The sequence below is a fragment of the Streptomyces qaidamensis genome (genome assembly GCF_001611795.1).
Taxonomy (GTDB): Bacteria; Actinomycetota; Actinomycetes; order Streptomycetales; family Streptomycetaceae; genus Streptomyces; species Streptomyces qaidamensis.
In genome coordinates this window covers 5,724,388-5,740,732 of the sequence record NZ_CP015098.1, presented here as the reverse complement: position 1 = coordinate 5,740,732, position 16,345 = coordinate 5,724,388, and the positions used below count along the sequence as shown (strand labels likewise).

Here is a 16,345-nt window from a genome sequence, read left to right as displayed (position 1 = left end):
CGCCGAAAGCCACTGGCGAGACCACTGGGAGCAGTGGTCCCCGTGGTACGCCGCGGAGCAGCACTGCCGCGGTGCATGTAGAGGTTCCCGGGAGAGAACGTCGCACACACCGCCATCCACTGCTCCGGCGTCACCACGGGCTCCCACCGGCCGGGAACCGGTCCCCCAGTCTCCGGCAAGAGCAGCAACTCGCCCTTGTCGGCTCGGTAACCGCACACTCGGGGCGCCGTCATGATCTGTGTGATCGTCTGGGCGTTGGGTCTGCCACCACGAGTCCCTGTGACCCCGAGATCGCACCATTCCCGTGCGATGGCGCGGACTGCCCTGCCACCGACACGGTCGGTCACCGCCTTTCGGATGAGTGCCGCCTCGACCGGATGGAGCGTGGGTCTGTCTTCTTGCCGGCCGAAAAGGCCGCGGCCCGCTGTGCGGAGCCCCCTCCACAGCTCGTGCCCAGTGCCGGTCCGATACCCGTCGGCTCCTCAGTCGCGTCTCTGTCATAGCGGCCTCCAGTGACCGTTGCCGGAAGTCCTCGGACGTGCGGGCGTAGGACACAACGGGGGTCCCGCCGCTCCTTCGCCCCTCCGTGGAACCCGTCACTTCCCCCCGCCCGACCGTCAGCCCGGCACTCGCACCAACGAGCGAGCAGTGTGTGGGGCACCGGACCGCATCCGTTGATCGTCGCCCCCTCGCGCTCGCGTCTCCCACCAAGGACACTCAGACGCAAAGGAGTTGCCGCCGGAGGGGGACGTGACATGCGGGACGCTCATCGGGCGGAGGCCGAGCGGTTGCTGGTGCGGGCCGTGGAGGAGGAGGTGCGTCGCTCGGGCGGGCGCAGTGACGGGAAGGTGCTGCTCGCGCGGGCGCGCGGGGCGCTCGACACGATGGCGCGGAGTGCGGGCGACGAGTACGAGGCCTTCACGCGCGCCCTGGACGAGGCGGCGGCCGGTCAGCAGACCTTCGGGCAGCGTTACGCCCGGGAGGGCGCCGGGACGCCGCTGCTGGTGGCCGGGGTCGCGGCGGTCGCGGCCGTCGTCGCCGACCTTGCGCTGGGCACGGGGACCGGGACGGCTCTCGGGGCGGGTGTGACGGTGGGTGCCGTGGGGGCCGCGGCGACGGTGGTGAAGGTGGTCGGGTCGCATCTGCCGGCCGCGCATCGCCGTGCCGGTGCCGTGAGCCAGCCGGGCGGCCCGGAGCAGTTGCGGTTGCAGTGGCTGACGGCGCTGGAGGTGCGGGGCATCCGGCCGTTCCTGGACCAGCAGCGGGTGCTCGCGGCTTCGACGGGGCGGAAGAAGCCGGGTCCGCGGCTGCGGGGGGCGGACAAGAGCGCGGCGGCACGCGGGCGCAATGTGCTGGAGCAGTCCTTCGGGCAGCTCCCCGAACAGGCGGAGCCGTTCGCGGGGCGGCGGCACGAGCTGGCGCAGATCCGGCAGTGGGTGCAGTCGGCCCGGGCGAGCACACAGACGCAGCCGACCGTGGTCGTGCTGCACGGCACGCCCGGCAGCGGCCGTACGACGCTCGCGGTGCACGCTACGCACGATCTGAGGGACTACTTCCGCGGTGCCTGTGTCGTCGACCTGCGCGCGGACGGGCCGGGCGAGTCCCCGCTGTCCACCCGTGACGCGCTGCTGCATCTGCTGAACCGGCTCGGCGCTCCCCGCGAGCAGCTGCTGTTCCGCGAGCGGTCCTCGCCCCACCAGCAGGTCAAGCGGCTGAGCGAGCTGTATCACCAGCATCTGACGGGCCTGCCGGTCACGGTCGTCCTCGACGACGCCGCCGACGCGGAGCAGGTCCGCGCCCTGATCCCGGAGCGGTCCGACAGCCTGGTGCTGGTGACCGCGCGGGGCCCGCTGGAGCTGGAGGGCCTGCCCGCGCGGGTGCACCAGCTGGCGGTGGCACCGTTGGACGCGGCGGGTGCGGAGGAGCTGCTGGGCGCGGCGGCGCAGGACCGTTCCGGGCCGTACGACGCGGAGTCCGCGGACCGGGTCAGAGAGCTGTGCGGTGGGCTGCCGCTGGCGTTGCGCATCGCGGGCTCGTGCCTGGGTCCGCGCTCGCCGCGCGCGCTGGCGACGGACCTCGACGCCTACGGCCCGGTCGAGCCGGTCGAACGCGCCCTGTGGCTGCGTTACACCGACCAGTCGGAGACCGTACGGCGGTTGCTGCGCCGGCTGGCCCTGGCCGGGCGGGCCTCGCTGGGTGCCGCCGCGGCCGCCGCGCTGCTGGCGACGGACGAGGCGGAGGCCAAGCGTCATCTGCGGGTGCTGACCCGGGCCGGTCTGATCGACCACGTCCGGGGCGACCGCTACCGGCTGCACGATCTGGTGCGTTCGTTCGCGCAGGCCCGCCTGCTCGACGAGGAGGAGCCGGCGGAGCGCACGGCGGCGCAGGAGCGGCTGATCGTGAACTACGCGGAACTGGCCGACTCGGTGCTGCGGATGGTCGACGGCAACATGTCGACCCGGACGAACCGCTTCAGCCCCTACGGCTTCACCTCCCTCGACGAGGCGCTGCGCTGGCTGGACGACGAGTCGAGCTTCATCACGGCGGCGCTGCGGCATGCCGAGGGTGTGAACCAGGCGGCGGTGCTGAACCTGCTGGGCGCCCTGTGCGACTACTGCCTGCTGCGGGGCGACCTGTACCGCCTGGGCGAGATCAGCGAGCTGGCGCAGGCGGTGGACGAGGGGCTGATGGTGCGCTCGGTGCAGTGGCGTACGGGTATTGCGGCCCGGCAGCTCGGCGAACTCGACAAGGCCCGCACCACTCTCGCCTCGGTCGTGGACCTCTACCGGGAGGCCCACCACGACGCGGGTGCCGCCCGCGCGCTGTGCTCCCTCGGCATCACGCTGCACCACCAGGGCAACCTGACGGAGGCGTCGGCGAAGCTGCGCGAGGCACTTGCCCTCCAGGCCTCGCCCGCGCTGGCGGTGGACCGGGCGTGGACGATGCACGCCCTCGCGGCGGTGGAGCGGGACCGGGCCCGGCTGGCGGAGGCGCTGGAGCTGCTGACCGAGTCGCTGGTCCTGCACCGGCGGGGCGAGTCCGTGCACGGCCAGGCGTGGGCGCACTTCCAGCTCGGTCAGCTGGGGCTGCGCATGGGCGACGTCCCGCGGGCCGAGGGCGAGCTGCGGGCGGCCCTGGAGCTGTACGGGCGGACCCGTGACGCCCGTGGTGAGGCGTGGGCCCTGACGCAGCTGGCCCGTGCGCTGCTGGTCGCCGGGGACGCGTCCCCGGCGGTGGAGGAGCTGCGCGGGGCGGCGGCCCGGCACCGCGACAACGAGGATGCGCGCGGCGAGGCCTGGTCGCTGTACTACCTGGGCCAGGCCCTGGAGGAGACGGGCGATCTCGATCAGGCGGTCCGCGAACTGGAGCGCGCCCGCACGATGTTCTCCCGCATGCGTGACGTCTACGGTCTGGCCTGCGCCCGCCACCACTCGGCGCGCGTCACCCGCGACCAGCGGGCGGCCCAGACGGGCTCGCTGCGCAATTCGGGCTTCGCCCGCCAGCTCCTGGTCGACGCCCGGGCCGACTTCCAGCGCATCGGCGTCGCTCATGGCGAGGCCTGGACGTGCCTGGAGCTGGCGGTCGTGGACGCGGGCAACGCCCGCACCCAGCAGGCTCTGGCCCTGTGCGACGAGGCGGTGGAGCTGTTCGCGTCCTACGGAGACCGCCGAGGCGAGGACTGGGCCCGTTTCCTGCGCTGCACCCTGCTGCCGTATGCGGCCCCGGGCGGCATGGAGGTGGGTACGGCGGTGGCCCAGGAGGAGCTGACGCAGCTGTCCCGCGCGAGCCACGAACTGCGCGACCGGAAGCTGGACGACTACCTCGACGCGTACCAGCTGCTGCTGGAGCGGGGCGTGACCCTGGAGGCCGGCTGGCAGGCCTGGCGCCTCGGCATGGTCCCGGACCGGCATGCGCGGGAGGTGATGGGCGTGGCGGTCACGACAGAACAGAAGTGAGGTTCTCGCGCGGGTCGTTGTGGGACGTTTCGCTGGCGTCGCCGCCGCGCGACTGCGACCGTTGAAGAGCAGCGCCGGTGCGGGCGGGCGACGGGGGGAAGCCATTGCGACAGGACCTGCGGTGTCCGACACCGCCTCCGGACTTCGGTGGGTTCTTCGGACGAGCGGACGAACTCGACCGGATCGAGGCGTGGATGAGGGACCACGTGGCCACACGACCGCCGTCCGGACACGGCTACCTGTCCCCGCTGGTGCTGCACGGTCCGCCCGGCGTCGGCAAGTCCGCCCTGGCCGCCGAGGCCTGCCGTCGGCTGAACGTCGTGACGCACTGGGTCTCCCTGTACGACGCCGACCGCTCGGACGTGGAACCGACACTGTTACGGCTGCTCGGCGAGAGCCGAGCGGCCCGCGCCGTCATCGTGCGGGCGGCCTCGGGTGACGACCGTGCGTTCCGGCGCACCCTGCGCGATGAACTCACCCGGCGGCTCTCCGGCCGTCTGCTCGTTCTGGACGGGGTCCCGCCGCCCGTGGGCCGGGCCCTGCTGTCCTTCCTGCGTGACTGCCCCGGCCTGGCGGTGCTCGTCACCTCACGGCAGAAGGCCGGCTGGCGGCGCACGGGCGCCCGACTGCTCGCCGTCAAGCCGCTGGACGTCAGGGCGACCAGGGATCTCGTCGCGCGGAGCGTGACCGGAGAGCCCTGGCCGGACCGGGGGCCCTGGTCCTCTCGCGCGCGCTGGGCGGCCTCCCTGACCGACGCTGCGCAGGGGCTGCCCGCACTCGCCCGGATCACGAGCTCCTTCATCGCCCACGAGAGGAAGCCGCGGTCGCAGGCACAGACGGACGAGTCAGGGCCTCAGTGGCTCGTCCGGCTGGCCCTGGAAGGCTGTACGTCCGATGAGCGGGACCTGCTGGGACATCTCGCGGAGCGGAACTCCGCTTCACCCTTCACCCCGCGTGCCGTGCAGTGGCTGTACTCGCCGGACAGCCACCCGCGCGACGTACGCTCCGTGCTCGGCGGCCTGCTGGCCAAGGAGCTGGTGCAGCGGTGGAGCGGCGAGGCCTACTGCCTGCCCCAGCCGGTGGCGGACGCCGTGAGGACGGCGGAGCGTCCGTCGCCCGTTCCCTCGTCCAGGGCGGTGACGAGCCTCTGGGCGGAGCGCGTCCTGCAGAGCACCGCCGTACTGCTGGACGGCCGGGCCCTGCCGGAGCACCGGCACGGCCCGGAACCCGGGCCCGTCGACCCTTCCGAACTCGTCCCCCACTTGGACGAGTTCATGTCCCTGCTCACCGGGGACGCGCCCCGGGGACGGCAGCAGGACGCCATCGCCGACGGTCTGGCGTTGCTGCTGGCCGTCCTCGGGGATGCTCACCGGCTCGTCGCGCTGCACCGGCTGTGGCCCACGCTGCCCGTGCGCCGGGCGCTGAGCTCCCTCGCCGCCGACCTGGGCCTGCCGGAGCAGGCCGGGCAGCTGTACGACACCGACACGTGGATGAACCCGGCCGCGAGCCACCACAAGGCCGACGTCCTCTACCGGTCGGGCCGGCTGGGCGACGCGCTGAAGGCGCTGGAGGAACTGCTGGACGAGGACCGCACCGTGGACCGGCACACGGCCTGGGCCTTGCTGATCCTCGGGGCAGTCCGGTGCGACCGGGGTGAGGTGGCGGAGGCCGAGCAGGCACTCTTCAGGGCGGCCACCCTGCACCGCGCCTCGGGGTGCCGGCGCGGACTCGGCTGGTCGCTGCTGCACAGCGCGCGGGTGTGCCTGCTGAGCGGCAGGGAAGCGGAAGCCGGCCGTCTGCTCGAGGAGGCCGATGAGGTGCTGCTGTCCGTCGCTGACACCCGTGGCGGCAACTGGGTCACGACAGAGTCGCTCCGGATCACCCTGCGGAGCGGCGAGCAGGACGCGGGCATGGAGCTGGCCCGGCAGGCGCAGGCACAGCACGCGGCCGCGGAGGACGTCCGCGGGCTGGCGTGGACGCTGCTGCACATGGCCCCCTGGGCCCTGGAGCAGGGCGACGTCCGTGGCGCCCGCGCGGCGCTGGAGTCGGCCGAGAAGTTCTCCGTGGAGTGCGGGGACGACCTGGGCCGTGCCTGGGCGAAGCACCGGATCGCTGTTCTTCCCTCCGCCCGCGACGGGGATCACTCCGCGTCCGTTCTGGTGTCGCTGGGTCCCGCCCTCGCCCTGTTCGGGGAGATCGGATGCCCGCTCGGTGCGGCGTGGACCGGTCTGGAGATGGTGGCCCGCCGCAGGCCCACCGACATCCACGAGCCTCTCCTGAACATGGCGGAGGAGCGCTTCCAGGCGCTGGGGGACGCCTACGGCCTGGCATGGACGGCCGGCGTAAGGGCCGTGCACCACGGCCGGTTGCACGAGGAGTGGCGCACTGCCGCGGCCATCATCGCCTCCCTCCCGCGCGACATCCCGGTCCCGGACCCGGAGCGGCTGATGCGGGAGCTCACGCGGTTCCTGGACGGCTCGAGGGCGCTGGGAGGCCGGACCATTCCCTCCCATGCCCGGGACCACGTCGCCGTCCGCCACACGGGCCCCTGGTTCCTGGATCTGCCCGGCCAGGCCGCGGCACGCTGCCGCGTGCGGGTCACGCTGCTCGACGACTCCCCCTCCGACGACACCACCGCACGTCTGCTCGTGCGGGTCTCCCCTGAGGACGGCCACCCCTGGGCGGCGGCGCGGGGAGAGCGCCCCTGGCTGACCGTGACGGCCACGCCCCTCACGCACGCGTCCGTCGACCCCGCAAGCGCACTGCTGCTGCCCTCGGAACAGACCGTGCACGGCGCCGAGTTCGGCTTCACCGCGCATCGCATCGGTACCCACCGCATCCGCTTCACCATCGCCTTCGAACGCACCGGGACGGTCCTGCAGCAAGTGGAAACAGAACTCGACATCCTGGATCAGGACGAGCACCGTGGGCTGACTTCGCCCGAAGCCGTCCCTCACCGAGGCCGCTAGGAACGCCCCGCGCATGCCAAGAGAGCTACAGGTCCGCATCATCCAGGACCCCAGCCGCGGCTTCACCGCGCTGCCCGACGCGTTGACCCGGGGGCCGGACATCACGATGTCCCTGGACGTCCTCGGCGAGGACCGTCTGAGAGCACGGCTGTACGGCCCTGCCGTACAGCCGTTGTACGGCACCGAGCACCGCGTGGATCTGGCGGTGCATCCGGCGGAGGTACGGGCCGCCGCGGCCCGCCTGTGCCGGATGTGGAAGGAGGTCCTCGTCGACCACCGTCCGCTGACGGCCGACGGCCGGCCGGTGCCGGGTGAGCCGGAGACGCCGTACGCGTCCCTGGTCGACCTGCGCACCCGCCCGGAGGACGAACTGACCGCCCTCATGGAGGAACTCGCCCTGGTCGGCTCGGAGTTGCTGTACGGCACCTTGCTGGGCGGCAGCGACCGGCGGATCGACCGGTTCCGCGGCTATCTGACCGAGGCACTGGCCGGCAGTGAGGATCTGCGGATCCGCTTCGACTCGGATCTGCACCTGCCCTGGCCGATGGTGTGCCTGGCACCCGAGGACCTGGCGCCCGACACCGGGGCCTCCTCGACGGCCTCGCCCCTGTCCGCGCTCTTCAGCCGCTTCCTCGGCCACCGCCATCAGATCGAGCAAACCGGCGGCGCGTACCCGTGGCTCGCCGGCCTGCGCGAGGTTCCCGACGTGCCCGCCGTCAGCCTCAACCACGACACCCGAGTAGACCGGGCGGGCCGCACCCGGGCCGCTGACGTGGCCGCGCTCCTCGCCAAGGGGACCCGGTTCGTCGAGCGGTCCACGTGGCGGGAACTGGTGAGCGCGCTGGCCCGGTCCGATCTGTGCGAGCAGCTGATGTACTTCTGGTGCCACGGCCGCTTCGCCGCCGACGGGCCGCAGCCGCCTTCCCTGGTGCTCAGCCTGACCGACCAGAAGAGCATCGACGCGCACACGATCCGGGACCGTCGGCGCCGGTTCGGCGTCGACCATGCTTTCCAGCCGTTCGTCGTCCTCAACGCCTGCTATGCGGGGCTGCCCGAGGGAAGCGCGGACGCCAAGTTCCTGAGCCGGGCGTTCGTCGACGCGGGAGCGCGGGGCGTGCTGGGCCCGCAGACAGAGATACCCCAGGTCTTCGCGGCCGAGTACGCGCTGGAGTTCCTGGCCCGCTACCTGGACGGGACGCAGACCGCGGGCAGCATCGCCCTGGAGGTGGCCCGGTACTTCGCCGCCGAACTCCACAATCCGCTGGGTCTGGCCTACGCCCTCCACCACGGCATGGACACCCGGCTGGAGCGCTCTTCCGGAGCCCGCTCCGACGCCGATCAGGAGGTGCCCGTGTGAATGCCCCCGAGGCACCGGTGCGCACCATCGATCTCGGGCCGGACGGCTGGCTGCTGGAGGACACCGCCCGCGGACCACGCGCGGTGCCCGCCGACCGACTGGCCGACCACTTCGCCGAGGAACTGTCCCCGCCCGCCTGGGCGACGGATCTCCTCGTCTACGTCCACGGATGGCAGACCGGCTCCGATTCGGCCCTGGCCGCGATCCGCCGTCTGCTGGCCCTTGTCACGGCCCAGTACGAGAAGGACCCGGCGGCGTACCGTGCACTGCGGCCGTGGCGCCCCTGGACCGTCCTGGTCCGCTGGCCCTCCCGCTCCCTGCCGTCGCTCGGTGGCTACCGGCTCATCCGGGACCGGGCGCACGCCATGAGCACTCGGGGTCATGCGGCCCGGGTCATCGGCCGGCTGCTCGGCTATCTGGACGACCGGCGTGGAGACCCGGCCGCCCCGCCCGTCCTGGCCAACCGCGACGGCCAGTATCTGCACCTGATCGGGCACTCCTTCGGCTGCCGCTTCCTGTGCGAAGCCGTGCAGTGGGCAGCGGACGGGCCGCTCACGCTGGGCTGGAGCACGCCGACGCCGCCCGGGCGTCCCTTCACGGTGGACTCGATGCTGCTGCTGCAGATGGCAGCCCCGCGCGATGCGTTCGCGACCCGCTTCACCGCTCTCGCCGAGGCGCCCCTGCGCGGCCCGGTGGTCGCCACCTACTCCCAGCACGACCGCGCGACCGGCTTCTGGCACCTGCGGGCCGAGAAGCGGGCGGGCGTCGGATATGCCGGCATCGGCACCGCACCAGCGCCGGTGTCAGCGGTTCGGATGCTGCCGCCCGCCGAGCCCTACCCCCTCGCCGCTCTCGACCACCGTTTCGTCAGTGTGGACGCGAGCGATGTCTTCACCCGGGGGAAGGGCCCGGCAGGCGCCCACTCCGATCATCTGCGGCCGGAGACGGCGCACCTGCTGCTGTCCCTGGCCGCGCACTCCCGGTGAGGACGCCTGCTGTCCCGCCGGGTGTCAGCCGTTCCCGGACGGCTTCTTGCCGGCACCGGCAGCGCTCTCGGCGGACTCCTCCGGCGCGGCCTGCTCCGCCGGTTCCGGCTGCTCCGCCTTCGGGTCCGGGACCTGGGTGAAGTCGACCCGGTTCATGTGCCGGCTCATCGACTTCATCAGGGCCCACACCGCCAGGGCCATCGCCGCGAAGACGATGAAGCCGAGGACGCCGGGGGTGACCTTGTCCTCGTCGACCTCCTTGGCGAAGGAGACGAGGTGCGTCATTGCCAGGCTTGCGCTTGCGCTCATGTCAGGCATTGTCGCGGATGCCCGCGAAGAGGTCGTCCTCGGGGAGGGAGGTATCGACGAGGGCCTTCGCCAGCTCGTACTCCTCCGTCGGCCAGACCTCCTTCTGGATCTCCATCGGCACCTTGAACCAGCCGCCGTCCGGGTCGATCTGCGTGGCGTGGGCGATCAGCGCCTTGTCGCGGATCTCGTAGAACTCGGCGCACGGGACGTGCGTGGTGAGCGTGCGCTGCTTCATACCGAACTCCTCCCAGCGCTTGAGCCAGTCCCCGTAGGGGGACTCCAGGCCGCGGTCGAGCATCGCCTGGTGCAGGGCCTCGGTACGCGGGCGGTTGAAGCCCTGGTTGTAGTAGAGCTTCTGCGGCTGGTAGGCGGGGCCGTACTCCGCCTCCGGGTACTTCTCGGTGTCCGCCGCCGACTCGAACGCCACCATCGAGATCTTGTGGGTCATGATGTGGTCGGGGTGCGGGTAACCGCCGTTCTCGTCGTAGGTGGTGATCACCTGCGGGCGGAAGGCACGGATCTTGCGCACCAGCTCCCCGGCCGCGTGGTCCACGTCCTCCAGGGCGAAGCAGCCCTCCGGCAGCGGCGGCAGCGGGTCGCCCTCGGGCAGGCCCGAGTCGACGAAGCCGAGCCATTCCTGCTTGACGCCCAGGATCTCCCGGGCCTCGTCCATCTCCTTCTTGCGTACCTCGTGGATGTGCTCCTCGATGTACGCGTCGCCCTGGAGCTTGGGATTGAGGATGGAGCCGCGTTCCCCGCCCGTGCAGGTCACGACCAGCACGTCCACCCCCTCGGACACGTACTTCGCCATGGTCGCAGCGCCCTTGCTCGACTCGTCGTCGGGGTGGGCGTGAACGGCCATCAGTCGCAACTGGTCAGTCAAGACTCAATCCTCAGTAAGTCGGCGCCCTGTGTGCGTCGGCGCAATCAGCGGCTTCTATAGTGACCGAATCGGGGGGCGAATAATTCCGGGGCCCGGTGCTGGAGCCCCTTCCGGGACCTTCGTCCCGGCCCTGCCAGGAGGACGATCATGAGTACGGCGAGCACGCGACTGCCCGAGGGCCGATACGGCCGTTCCTCGGACGAGCGCGCCGACCGTACGCTCAAGGTCGTGGGCGCCGTCCTCGCGGTGGCGCTGCTGGGGCTCGTCGGCTGGTTCGGCTACCACTACGTCGCCAAGAGCGAGATCAGTGCCGAGGTGATCAGCTTCGAGCCGGGCAAGAAGTCCGTGCAGGTGCATCTGGAGGTCCGCAAGGACGCCGGTGCCAAGGGCTACTGCACGGTGCGCTCGCAGGCCGAGGACGGGGCCGAGGTGGGCCGGGCCGACTTCCGCTTCGACGGGGACGGGACCCGCATCGACAAGGTCGTCACGCTCCGTACGACCTCCCCGGGGACCACGGCCGAGCTGCTGGGCTGCCACACCGGCTGACGGCCACCGGGCATCACCTGTAATCCGTAGGGCCTGACCTGCCTTGACGTAAATCTGGTGGCTTATGTCCTCCCCCTTGGGCCCCTGAATTGTTAGGCTCGTGGTTTCGCCCTTCCGTGAAGGAACATTCTTCTGTGTAGGGCGATGCTTTGTATTCCCAGTACCTACGAGGAGCACCTGTGACCCAGACCAGCGAGAACGTCACCTGGCTGACCCAGGAGGCGTACAACAAGCTCAAGGCTGAGCTTGAGCACCTTACTGGTCCCGCGCGGGCGGAGATCTCCGCGAAGATCGCCGCGGCGCGCGAAGAGGGCGACCTGCGTGAGAACGGCGGGTACCACGCGGCCAAGGAGGAGCAGGGCAAGCAGGAGCTCCGTGTGCGCCAGCTCACCCAGCTCCTCGAGAACGCCAAGGTCGGCGAGGCGCCCGCGGCGAACGGCGCGGTGGCTCCCGGCATGGTCGTCACGATCGCGTTCGACGGCGACGAGGATGACACGCTGACGTTCCTGCTCGCGTCCCGCGAGTACGCGAGCTCCGACATCGAGACGTACTCCCCGCAGTCCCCGCTGGGCACCGGCGTGATCGGCCACAAGGTCGGCGAGGACGCGGAGTACGAGCTGCCGAACGGCAAGAAGGCCCTGGTGAAGATCCTGAAGGCCGAGCCGTACGAGGGCTGACCCACCGCGGTCCGAGCCCTGATCTGCCCCCGGCGCCAGAGCGGCACCGGGGGCATCGTCATGCCGTCGCCGAGCGGTACTTGCGCACCGCCAGGGTCCGGAAGACCACCAGGATCAGGATCGAGTAGATCAGCGAGGCCCACACGGGGTGCTGCATGGGCCAGGCGTCCGACGTCGACTGGCCCGGGTTGGCGAAGAGGACCCTGCAGGCCTGGACCGTGGCACTGAAGGGGTTCCACTCGGCGATGTGGCGAAGCCACGGGGTCATGTGGCTGGTGTCCACGAACGCGTTCGAGATGAAGGTGACCGGGAAGAGCCAGATCAGGCCGCTGGACGTGGCCGCCTCGGGGGTCCGGACGGACATGCCGATCAGGGCGCCGATCCAGGTGAACGCGTAGCCGAGCAGGAGCAGCAGGCCGAAGGCCGCGAGGACCTTGGCGGCGTTGGTGCTGCCGTCCGAGCCGACGCGCCAGCCGACCAGGAGGGCGACCACGGCGAGGACCACCAGGGTCAGGGCCGTCTGCACGGAGTCGGCGAGGGTGCGCCCGGTGAGCACCGCGCCGCGTGCCATGGGCAGGGAGCGGAAGCGGTCGATGAGGCCCTTGTGCATGTCGTCGGCGATGCCGGCGCCGGAGCTGGCGGTGGCGAAGGTGACGGTCTGCGCGAAGATGCCGGCCATCAGGAAGTTCTTGTAGTCGGCGGCGCTGGTGCTGTTGCCGATCTGCATGGAGCCGCCGAAGACGTAGGTGAACAGCACCACGAACATGATCGGTTGGATCAGCCCGTAGATGATCATCTCGGGGATCCGGGACATGCGGATCAGGTTCCGCTTGGCGACGACCATCGAGTCGCGGATCGACTGGCTGACCGGGGTCGCGGCCGGCGCGACCCGCACGGTGTCGGTGACGGCGCTCACTGGGCGGCCTCCTTGTCGTTCTCCTGGTCCTTGGCCTCGGCGACGTGCCCCGTGAGGGACAGGAAGACGTCGTCGAGGGTCGGCCGGCGCAGGCCGATGTCGTCGATCTCGATGCCCCGGGTGTCCAGCTCGCGGATGACCTCGGCGAGGAGCTTGGCGCCGCCGGTCACGGGGGCGGTGAGCTTGCGCATGTGCTCCTCGACCGTGGTCTCGCCCTTGCCGAAGCCGGCGAGGACCTCGGTGGCGGCCTGGATGTGCTCGCGTTCGTGCACCACGACCTCGACGCGTTCGCCGCCGGTGCGGGCCTTGAGCTGGTCGGAGGTGCCCTGGGCGATGACCTTGCCGTGGTCGACCACCGCGATGTCGTGCGCCAGGTGGTCGGCCTCCTCCAGGTACTGGGTGGTGAGCAGCAGCGTCGTGCCTCCGGAGACCAGTTGCTTGATGACCTCCCACAGCTGCTGGCGGTTGCGGGGGTCGAGGCCGGTCGTGGGCTCGTCCATGAACATCACCGGCGGCGAGACGACCAGGGCCGCCGCGAGGTCGAGGCGGCGGCGCATGCCTCCGGAGTAGGTCTTGGTGGGGCGGTCGGCGGCGTCGGTGAGGTGGAACTGCTCCAGCAGTTCGGCCGCGCGCTCCTTCGCCGCCTTCGCCCGCATCTGGTAGAGCTGGCCGACCATCTGGAGGTTCTCCCGGCCGGTCAGGTATTCGTCGACGGCCGCGAACTGGCCGGACAGGCCGATGGAGCGGCGGACCGCGTCGGGCTGCTTGAGCACGTCGATGCCCGCGACGACCGCCCGGCCGCTGTCGGGGCGCAGCAGGGTGGTCAGGCAGCGGACGGTGGTGGTCTTGCCCGCGCCGTTCGGCCCGAGCAGGCCGAGGACCGTGCCCTCGGGCACGTCCAGGTCGACGCCGTCCAAGGCCTTTACGTCACCGAAGGTCTTGACCAGACCTTCGGCATAGATGGCGCCTGGCATATGAGTCTCCACGTCTTCGGGGATGACCGGACAGACGTCCGGTGAGGCTTCGCACCAACACACCATAACGCGATGTATCGCGTCTCACAATGCGTTTTTCCTCGTTGCATTCCGTGAGACGAAAGGATCTTGGACCGGCAGCCGGGCCGGCCAAGGCCGATGGCCCTGTGATCAGCCGATGACCGTGTAGCCGGCCTCGCGCAGCGCCTGACCCACCTCGGCGCAGTGCGCCGGGCCCTTCGTCTCCAGGTGCAGCTCGACCTCCGCCTCCGTGAGCCCGAGCCGCGGGTCGGTTCGCACATGGCTCACATCGAGGACGTTAGCGTCGACCACTGACAACGCGCCCAGAAGAGTGGCGAGAGCACCTGGCCGGTCCGTCAGCCGCAGCCGCACCGCCAGGTAGCGGCCCTGCGCGGCCATGCCGTGCCGCAGGACCCGCTCCATCAGCACCGGGTCGACATTGCCGCCGGACAGCACCGCGACGACCGGGCCCTCGAACGCGCCGGGCTCGCTCAGCAGCGCCGCGACCGGGCTCGCCCCGGCCGGCTCCACGACCAGCTTGGCCCGCTCCAGGCACAGCAGCAGCGCGGCCGACAGCTCGTCCTCGCTGACCGTGCGCACCTCGTCGACCAGCTCGCCGACGATCCCGAACGGCACGTCGCCCGGCCGCCCGACCTTGATGCCGTCGGCCATGGTCGCCGGGTTCTCGACCGACACCGGCCGGCCCGCCGCCAGCGAGGGCGGGTACGCCGCCGCGCCGGCCGCCTGCACGCCCACGACCCGCACGTCCGGCCGCAGGGACTTCACCGCCACCGCGATCCCGGCGGCCAGCCCGCCCCCGCCGATGCCGACCAGGATCGTGCGCGCCTCCGGGCACTGCTCCAGGATCTCCAGGCCCACCGTGCCCTGCCCCGCGATGATGTCGGGGTGGTCGAAGGGGTGGATGAACACCGCACCCGTCTCGGTCGCGTACTCCTGTGCCGCGGCCAGCGTCTCGTCGACGACCTGGCCGTGCAGCCGCACCTCGGCCCCGTAGTCCCGGGTGGCACTGACCTTGGGCAGCGGCGCGCCCTTCGGCATGAACACCGTGGAGCGCACGCCGAGCAGGGCGGAGGCGAGGGCGACGCCCTGCGCGTGGTTGCCCGCGCTCGCGGCGACGACACCCGCGGCGCGCTCCTCCGGCAGCAGACCGGCGATCCTCACGTACGCGCCGCGCAGCTTGAACGAGCCCGTCCGCTGGAGGTTCTCGCACTTGAGGTGAACCGGCGCACCGACCATCTGGGACAGGTGCCTGCTGCCCTCCATCGCGGTCACCCGCGCCACACCCGAGAGCATCTTCTGCGCGCCGCGCACGTCGTCGAGGGTGACGGGCCGAAAGGAGTCAGCCGTGCTGTAGCTCATGACTCCAGCATCGCAGTTCACAGGCGGGAACGACCGTTGTGACCAACCTCCGAGACCCGCTTTGCGCAGCGCCGGTACGGCCCGCCTTCCGGCCGCGTACCCTGTCCCCCAATCTGCCAGCCCTCCACGAAGTGAGCCCCCGGCCATGCCCACAACACCTGAAATGTCGATGGACATGACGACCGTCGGTGACACCGGTCTTCTCGACACGCTGCAGCACGAGGTGGCGCTGTTCGCCCGCCGTGCCGAACAGACCCGGCTCGGCGGAGTCGGGCAGGTGCGCAACTCCATGGACCGCGCCGCGTACCTGCTGCTCAACCGTCTCGACAAGGAAGGCCCGATGGGCGTCAAGGCGCTCGCCGCGAGCATGGGGATCGACTCGTCGACGGTCACCCGGCAGGTGGCACCGCTCGTCGACACCGGCCTGGTCAAGCGCACCTCGCACCCCGAGGACGGGCGCGCGGTGGTGCTGCAGCTGTCCCCGCGCGGACAGGCCCGCCTGGAGGAAGTGCGCTCCTCCCGACGGCAGTTGATGGCCGAACTGACCCACGACTGGCAGCCCGAGGAGCGCGAGGCGTTCTGCGACCTCCTCACGCGCTTCAACAGCGCCCTGTCCTCCCGGATGGCGGCCCAGGGGGTGCCGGGGCCGGAGGCGGACCCGGCGTCCTGAACGCCCTGCCGCGCGGGGGCGCCGCGTACGACGGCCGGGCCTCCACGCGTGCGTGGCACCGTCCGGGCCGTGCGCGGCTCTTGACCTCGGGGCCGTCCCTGGCCTGATATGAGACCGGGCCCCCGACATGTGCGGCGGGTGCCCGCATCCTCAGGGTCGCCGTCAGGCGGGAGGCGCGGTGCTGGAGCGGCATGCGTCCCGGGCAACCCGTCGCGCCCGGGAGTTCGAGGCGTTCGTCGCGGGCGCGGCCGGGCGGCTGCTGCACGCCGCCACGCTGCTCACCGCGGAGGCCCCGGACGACAACCCCCGCGCGCGGCGCCTTCTGACGCTGTCACTGGCCCACACGTACGCGAGCTGGGACCGGCTGCGCGGCGAGGACCCCTACGACCGCACCCGCTCGCACCTCGCCGTCCGCTTCGCGCGCGGCGCGTGGCACCACCACGGCGGGCTCGGCCGCTCCCGCCCGGACCCCGCGGGCCCTCTGGCCCCGCTGACCCCGCAGGAACGGCTGGTCCTGGTCCTCCGGCTCCACGAAGGCGTCGCCGAGGAGCAGACGGCGGCCCTGCTCGGCCTGTCCCCGGAGCGCGTACGGGCGATCTGCCACCGGGCCACATCGACCCTGCTGCACAGGCCGCGGGGCCCGGCGCCCGCGGTGAGGGCCACCAAGGCGGTGCCGTCATGAGCCCGGACCGCGACCGGAG

General features: G+C 71.7%; 13 protein-coding genes and 1 pseudogene. 8 read left to right on the top strand and 6 right to left on the bottom strand.

Annotated elements, in window-relative coordinates; translation table 11 throughout:
• Nucleotides 1–107: 107 nt before the first annotated feature.
• Nucleotides 108–446 (bottom strand): annotated as a pseudogene (locus A4E84_RS45825) (recombinase family protein); the annotation flags it as partial.
• A 309-nt stretch (nucleotides 447–755) separates the two neighbouring features.
• Between A4E84_RS45825 and A4E84_RS25610 the strand changes: the two are divergent.
• The 4 genes from A4E84_RS25610 (at nucleotide 756) to A4E84_RS25595 (ending at nucleotide 9,268) form a co-directional block, all read left to right on the top strand.
• Nucleotides 756–3,956 carry a tetratricopeptide repeat protein gene (locus A4E84_RS25610; protein ID WP_062928791.1) on the top strand — a complete coding sequence of 1,067 codons (3,201 nt, stop codon included), beginning with the start codon at nucleotides 756–758 and terminating at the stop codon, nucleotides 3,954–3,956.
• Nucleotides 3,957–4,162: 206 nt separating this feature from the next.
• Nucleotides 4,163–6,925: a tetratricopeptide repeat protein gene (locus tag A4E84_RS25605; protein ID WP_159029619.1), complete on the top strand. Its 2,763-nt coding sequence runs from the start codon at nucleotides 4,163–4,165 to the stop codon at nucleotides 6,923–6,925.
• Nucleotides 6,926–6,938: 13 nt separating this feature from the next.
• On the top strand, nucleotides 6,939–8,282 hold the full coding sequence (locus tag A4E84_RS25600) for a CHAT domain-containing protein (RefSeq protein ID WP_062928789.1): 1,344 nt from the start codon (nucleotides 6,939–6,941) through the stop codon (nucleotides 8,280–8,282).
• Nucleotides 8,279–9,268: an alpha/beta hydrolase family protein gene (locus A4E84_RS25595; RefSeq protein ID WP_237305001.1), complete on the top strand. Its 990-nt coding sequence runs from the start codon at nucleotides 8,279–8,281 to the stop codon at nucleotides 9,266–9,268. The genes A4E84_RS25600 and A4E84_RS25595 overlap by 4 nt, the downstream gene beginning before the upstream one ends.
• 24 nt (nucleotides 9,269–9,292) lie before the next feature.
• On the opposite strand, the gene A4E84_RS25590 is transcribed toward A4E84_RS25595, so the two are convergent.
• Both A4E84_RS25590 and mca read right to left on the bottom strand, forming a co-directional pair.
• Nucleotides 9,293–9,586 (bottom strand): hypothetical protein, encoded by a 294-nt coding sequence (locus A4E84_RS25590; RefSeq protein ID WP_079129113.1) that lies wholly within the window; start codon nucleotides 9,584–9,586, stop codon nucleotides 9,293–9,295.
• Nucleotides 9,579–10,460: a mycothiol conjugate amidase Mca gene (gene mca, locus A4E84_RS25585; RefSeq protein WP_062928787.1), complete on the bottom strand. Its 882-nt coding sequence runs from the start codon at nucleotides 10,458–10,460 to the stop codon at nucleotides 9,579–9,581. The genes A4E84_RS25590 and mca overlap by 8 nt, the downstream gene beginning before the upstream one ends.
• A gap of 147 nt (nucleotides 10,461–10,607) precedes the next feature.
• Here mca and A4E84_RS25580 point away from each other — a divergent pair, with 147 nt between their 5' ends.
• On the top strand, nucleotides 10,608–11,006 hold the full coding sequence (locus A4E84_RS25580; RefSeq protein ID WP_062928786.1) for a DUF4307 domain-containing protein: 399 nt from the start codon (nucleotides 10,608–10,610) through the stop codon (nucleotides 11,004–11,006).
• Nucleotides 11,007–11,185: 179 nt separating this feature from the next.
• Nucleotides 11,186–11,683, top strand: coding sequence for a transcription elongation factor GreA (gene greA / locus A4E84_RS25575; RefSeq protein ID WP_062928785.1), 498 nt, complete (start codon nucleotides 11,186–11,188; stop codon nucleotides 11,681–11,683).
• Nucleotides 11,684–11,741: 58 nt separating this feature from the next.
• Here the strand turns inward: greA and A4E84_RS25570 are convergent, their stop codons facing one another.
• From A4E84_RS25570 to ilvA, 3 genes are all read right to left on the bottom strand, one after another.
• Entirely contained in the window at nucleotides 11,742–12,599 is an 858-nt protein-coding gene (locus tag A4E84_RS25570; RefSeq protein ID WP_062928784.1) for an ABC transporter permease, read from the bottom strand.
• Nucleotides 12,596–13,573, bottom strand: coding sequence for an ATP-binding cassette domain-containing protein (locus A4E84_RS25565; RefSeq protein ID WP_062928783.1), 978 nt, complete (start codon nucleotides 13,571–13,573; stop codon nucleotides 12,596–12,598). The genes A4E84_RS25570 and A4E84_RS25565 overlap by 4 nt, the downstream gene beginning before the upstream one ends.
• A 171-nt stretch (nucleotides 13,574–13,744) precedes the next feature.
• Nucleotides 13,745–14,974, bottom strand: a complete 1,230-nt coding sequence (gene ilvA / locus A4E84_RS25560; RefSeq protein ID WP_062928782.1) for a threonine ammonia-lyase — start codon at nucleotides 14,972–14,974, stop codon at nucleotides 13,745–13,747.
• Between the two features lie 163 nt (nucleotides 14,975–15,137).
• Between ilvA and A4E84_RS25555 the strand changes: the two genes are divergently transcribed.
• Both A4E84_RS25555 and A4E84_RS25550 read left to right on the top strand, forming a co-directional pair.
• Nucleotides 15,138–15,644 carry a MarR family winged helix-turn-helix transcriptional regulator gene (locus A4E84_RS25555; RefSeq protein ID WP_174569459.1) on the top strand — a complete coding sequence of 169 codons (507 nt, stop codon included), beginning with the start codon at nucleotides 15,138–15,140 and terminating at the stop codon, nucleotides 15,642–15,644.
• A 178-nt stretch (nucleotides 15,645–15,822) separates the two neighbouring features.
• Nucleotides 15,823–16,326, top strand: coding sequence for a sigma factor-like helix-turn-helix DNA-binding protein (locus tag A4E84_RS25550; RefSeq protein WP_062928781.1), 504 nt, complete (start codon nucleotides 15,823–15,825; stop codon nucleotides 16,324–16,326).
• The last annotated feature ends 19 nt before the right edge of the window (nucleotides 16,327–16,345 follow it).

Bases quoted from the DNA above. Each gene is read 5' to 3' on its own strand.
- A4E84_RS25610 (WP_062928791.1), top strand. From the start codon at position 756: ATGCGGGACGCTCATCGGGCGGAGGCCGAGCGGTTGCTGGTGCGGGCC.
- A4E84_RS25600 (WP_062928789.1), top strand. From the start codon at position 6,939: ATGCCAAGAGAGCTACAGGTCCGCATCATCCAGGACCCCAGCCGCGGC.
- A4E84_RS25590 (WP_079129113.1), bottom strand. From the start codon at position 9,586: ATGCCTGACATGAGCGCAAGCGCAAGCCTGGCAATGACGCACCTCGTC.
- A4E84_RS25580 (WP_062928786.1), top strand. From the start codon at position 10,608: ATGAGTACGGCGAGCACGCGACTGCCCGAGGGCCGATACGGCCGTTCC.
- A4E84_RS25565 (WP_062928783.1), bottom strand. From the start codon at position 13,573: ATGCCAGGCGCCATCTATGCCGAAGGTCTGGTCAAGACCTTCGGTGAC.
- ilvA (WP_062928782.1), bottom strand. From the start codon at position 14,974: ATGAGCTACAGCACGGCTGACTCCTTTCGGCCCGTCACCCTCGACGAC.
- A4E84_RS25555 (WP_174569459.1), top strand. From the start codon at position 15,138: ATGTCGATGGACATGACGACCGTCGGTGACACCGGTCTTCTCGACACG.